The sequence below is a fragment of the Desulfoplanes sp. genome, assembly GCF_054921335.1.
Map to the genome: position 1 here is coordinate 1 of NZ_JBUDSQ010000146.1, position 3542 is coordinate 3542.

Below are 3542 nucleotides of genomic sequence, written 5' to 3' on the forward strand. Positions count from 1 at the left end.
CCAGACTTCTGATTCAACCGATTCCCCCAATGGTTGGACAACTCAGCGAGACCTGACAGGGTAATTCGGAGCCACCAAAAGAACCGTTCAAAATGATCTTAACGAGCATCCGGCCAAATGCCAGGAAGTCTTACGCATCCCGATTTTCCAGCATTATTTTTCTAATCTGTATTTTCCCTTAAACAGCAGATAATGAGAATATAAATGAAAAATATTAAATCAATTATCATTATTATATTACTATTAATATTTACTTCAGTAATACCATCAATAGCTAAAAGTATTCAGCCTGTTAATTATCTTGAGATTTTAGAAAGTGTATATCAAGAATATAAAGATTTAGATGATGGAAATAATGCAGATTATATTCCAGAACTAGCCAAGGTTCCATCTGACTTGTTTGGAATTACCCTGGTTACAGTAGATGGCAAATCTTATGATTCCGGAGATACGCAATATAAATTTTCCATACAGTCCGTTAGTAAGGTTTTTACCTTGGCTAAGGTTTTGGATACTATGGGTTCAAAAGCTATTCTCGAAAGAATTGGAACCAAGGCTACTGGTCGCTCTTTTAATTCGATTATTGCCATTGAAGATATGGGGGGCAGTCCTTCCAATCCTTTGGTCAATGCTGGAGCGATTGCTACGACCAGCCTGATGAGTGGTAAAAGCAAAAAGGAAAAATGGCAAAATATTATCACAACTTTTCAACAGTTTGCCGGCAGTGAGCTGGGGGTCAATCAGCCTGTTTATAAATCTGAATCTGAAACAAATCAGCGGAACCAGGCGATTGCCAAACTTTTAGAATCTTACGGGAAAATATATGCCAGTCCCACAGAAACTGTAGATCTTTATACTCGCCAATGCGCCGTCAATGTTTCGGCTCATGATTTGGGTGTGATGGCTGCGACCCTGGCCAATGGTGGTGTAAATCCGATCACAGGAAATAAAGTAGTCAATTGTTCAGTAGTTCCGCATGTGCTGGCGGTTATGGCGACTGCCGGCATGTATGATGAATCCGGGCCCTGGCTTTACTCTGTAGGACTTCCTGGTAAAAGTGGAGTTGGAGGGGGAATTATCGCGGTTGCTCCCGGTAAATACGGAATAGCTGCCTTTTCTCCACGATTGAATAAGTCTGGCAATAGTATCAAAGCAATTATGGCAATCAAAGCCATAACAAAAAAATTGAAATCAAACATATTCTTGAAAAATTAACAAAAATAGAAATAATAAGGTTCATCCGGCAAAAGAGTACTTGCCTCAACTACCCTTCGATTGCTCTCCTGTATAGGATTCACAAACGAGGAAACCGCTTGGAATATCCTGATAACATGCCGGATAGAAAGACAATGTAGCCCCCCTCCCGTAGTTCAGGGAGGGGCTGGGGGAGGGTTTCAAACTGCTGGAGAAAGGCACCGATTATACGACCCGCCCCTAGCCCCGCCCTTACCAGGGTGGGGGACCTATTCAACGATTGATTGAGGTTGTTGTCTTAAATCAGGTACCGATAATTGGCGACCTGAAAGTACGCTATTTCCGGATGAACCATAAATAGGAATCCTGCTGAAATCCGCTACGGACCTGTCATCTTGGATCAAATGGTTGCTTGAAGCTAAAAAAAATATGGGCAGGGGGTAGCCGGCCCCCAACACGCCTGACAAATCGTAAATCCGAAATCCAAGGAGGCTGACATGCGAATCCTGCTGTTACTCATAACCCTCACGGCCTTGACGCTGACCGCCGGCCTCGCGTGGACCTGCACAACCACCGCCGTGGGCAAAGACGCCTCCACGGACTGCTCGGTCCTGGTCTCGCACTCCTGCGACGGCTTCAACGACCAGCACATCGTCTACATTCCGGCCATGGACCACGAGCCGGGCTCCATGCGTCCGGTATACTACTCCCCGTCCGCCTTCGGCTTCGAGCCTGAATACGGCGGATCACCCACCCACCGGGTGGTCACCGACTACTTCGGCCCGGTCTATGACACCCCGGGCATCCCGGACAGCCTGCCTCTGGGATTTATCCCGCAGGTCCCGCATACATATGCCTACATCAACGGTCGATTCGGGATCATCAATGAACGCCAGCTGCTCATTGGCGAATGCACGGACAAGGCCCGGGCCAAGCCGCGGCCCGAGCCGGGCAAACGAATCCTGTATGCCGCAGACCTCTCCCGCATCGCCCTGGAACGCTGCGCCAAGGCGCGCGAGGCGGTCAGGCTCATGGGCGATCTCATTATCCGATACGGCTACTACGGCCCCGGGGAAACCCTGATTGTGGCCGACCCTGAAGAAGCCTGGGTCATGGAAATGTGCGGGTACGATGCCAACGGCGATGACGGCGTATGGGTCGCCCAGCGCGTGCCCGACGGCGGTTTCTTCGTAGCCGCCAACCAGTTCCGCATCCGAGAAATTCGCAGCGGCGCGAAAGACATGATGCATTCCAACAACATCTTTGACGCAGCCCAGTCCGTGGGTTGGTGGAAGCCGGAAGACGGACCCCTGGACTGGACCGCAGTCTACGGGGATGGTGAATTCCACCATCCCTACTACTCGTTGCGTCGGGTCTGGCGGGCCCAGTCCATGGCCGCGCCTTCTCTGAATCTGTCGGCCTGGGTGAACGGCCCCAACACCAGGGCGTATCCGTTCGCAGTGAAACCCGACCATAAGATGTCCGTTCAGGACGTCTTCGCCATCCACCGCGACAGCTACCAGAACACGGACTTCGACCTCACCCGCGGTATGGCCGCCGGCCCCTTCGGGGATCCCACCCGTTTCGAAGGCGGCTCCGAGGCCACCATGGATCAGGAAGGTAAGGGAGCAGTGCCCGGAGCATTCGAGCGGGCCATCAATATCTACAGGTGCGCCTATGCCTATGTGAGTCAGACCCGCGCAGACCTGCCTGACGCCATCGGCGGGGTAACCTGGCTCGGCCTGGATCGGCCGGCCACAGCGGCGCTCATGCCCTTCTATGCAGGCGCCCTGACCCTGCCCGAATCCCTGCAGCAGGCCGACCCACTGGTCTGGAATCCGGAGAGTCTGTGGATGGCTTTCAACTTCGTGGCCAACTACGCGCAACTCAAGTACGACTATATGATCAAGGACATTGATGCGGCCCGCAAGAGGCTGGAGACCGAGGCCTTTGTCCGGCAAAGCAAGCTGGAGGCCCGGGCTCTCGCGCTGTGGAAGTCAGGAAAACAGCAGGCCGCCCGCCAAATGCTCACCGACGTCTGCAACCAGCACGCGGGAAAAACCCTCGAGGCATGGTGGAATCTCTCCCATGACCTGTACATCACCTATAACAACGGCTACCTGAACACGCCAAAGTCCCTGGGGCAGAAGCTCTTTTATCCAGCCTGGTGGCTCCGGGGCACAGGCTACGAAAACGGTCCCACCACATACAAGCGCAAGCCCGACGAGCATTGACCAACAGCTGTAAAGATGCGCTTGTAAAAGATGCCTTCGTCGCCAAATCCCGAAAAATTATGAGAGCTAACTATCTGTTTTTACTTAAAACTTAATAACCTAAAACCTAAAACA

At 51.8% G+C, this 3542-nt stretch carries 2 protein-coding genes; both read left to right on the plus strand.

Features of this window, described 5'->3' with window-relative positions; all coding sequences use genetic code 11:
- The first annotated feature begins 204 nt into the window (after window positions 1-204).
- Window positions 205-1215, plus strand: a complete 1011-nt coding sequence (glsA, locus tag ACY692_RS14535) for a glutaminase A (RefSeq protein WP_462326097.1) — start codon at window positions 205-207, stop codon at window positions 1213-1215.
- 476 nt (window positions 1216-1691) lie between these two features.
- Window positions 1692-3428 (plus strand): dipeptidase, encoded by a 1737-nt coding sequence (locus ACY692_RS14540; RefSeq protein WP_462326098.1) that lies wholly within the window; start codon window positions 1692-1694, stop codon window positions 3426-3428.
- Window positions 3429-3542 lie beyond the last annotated feature (114 nt).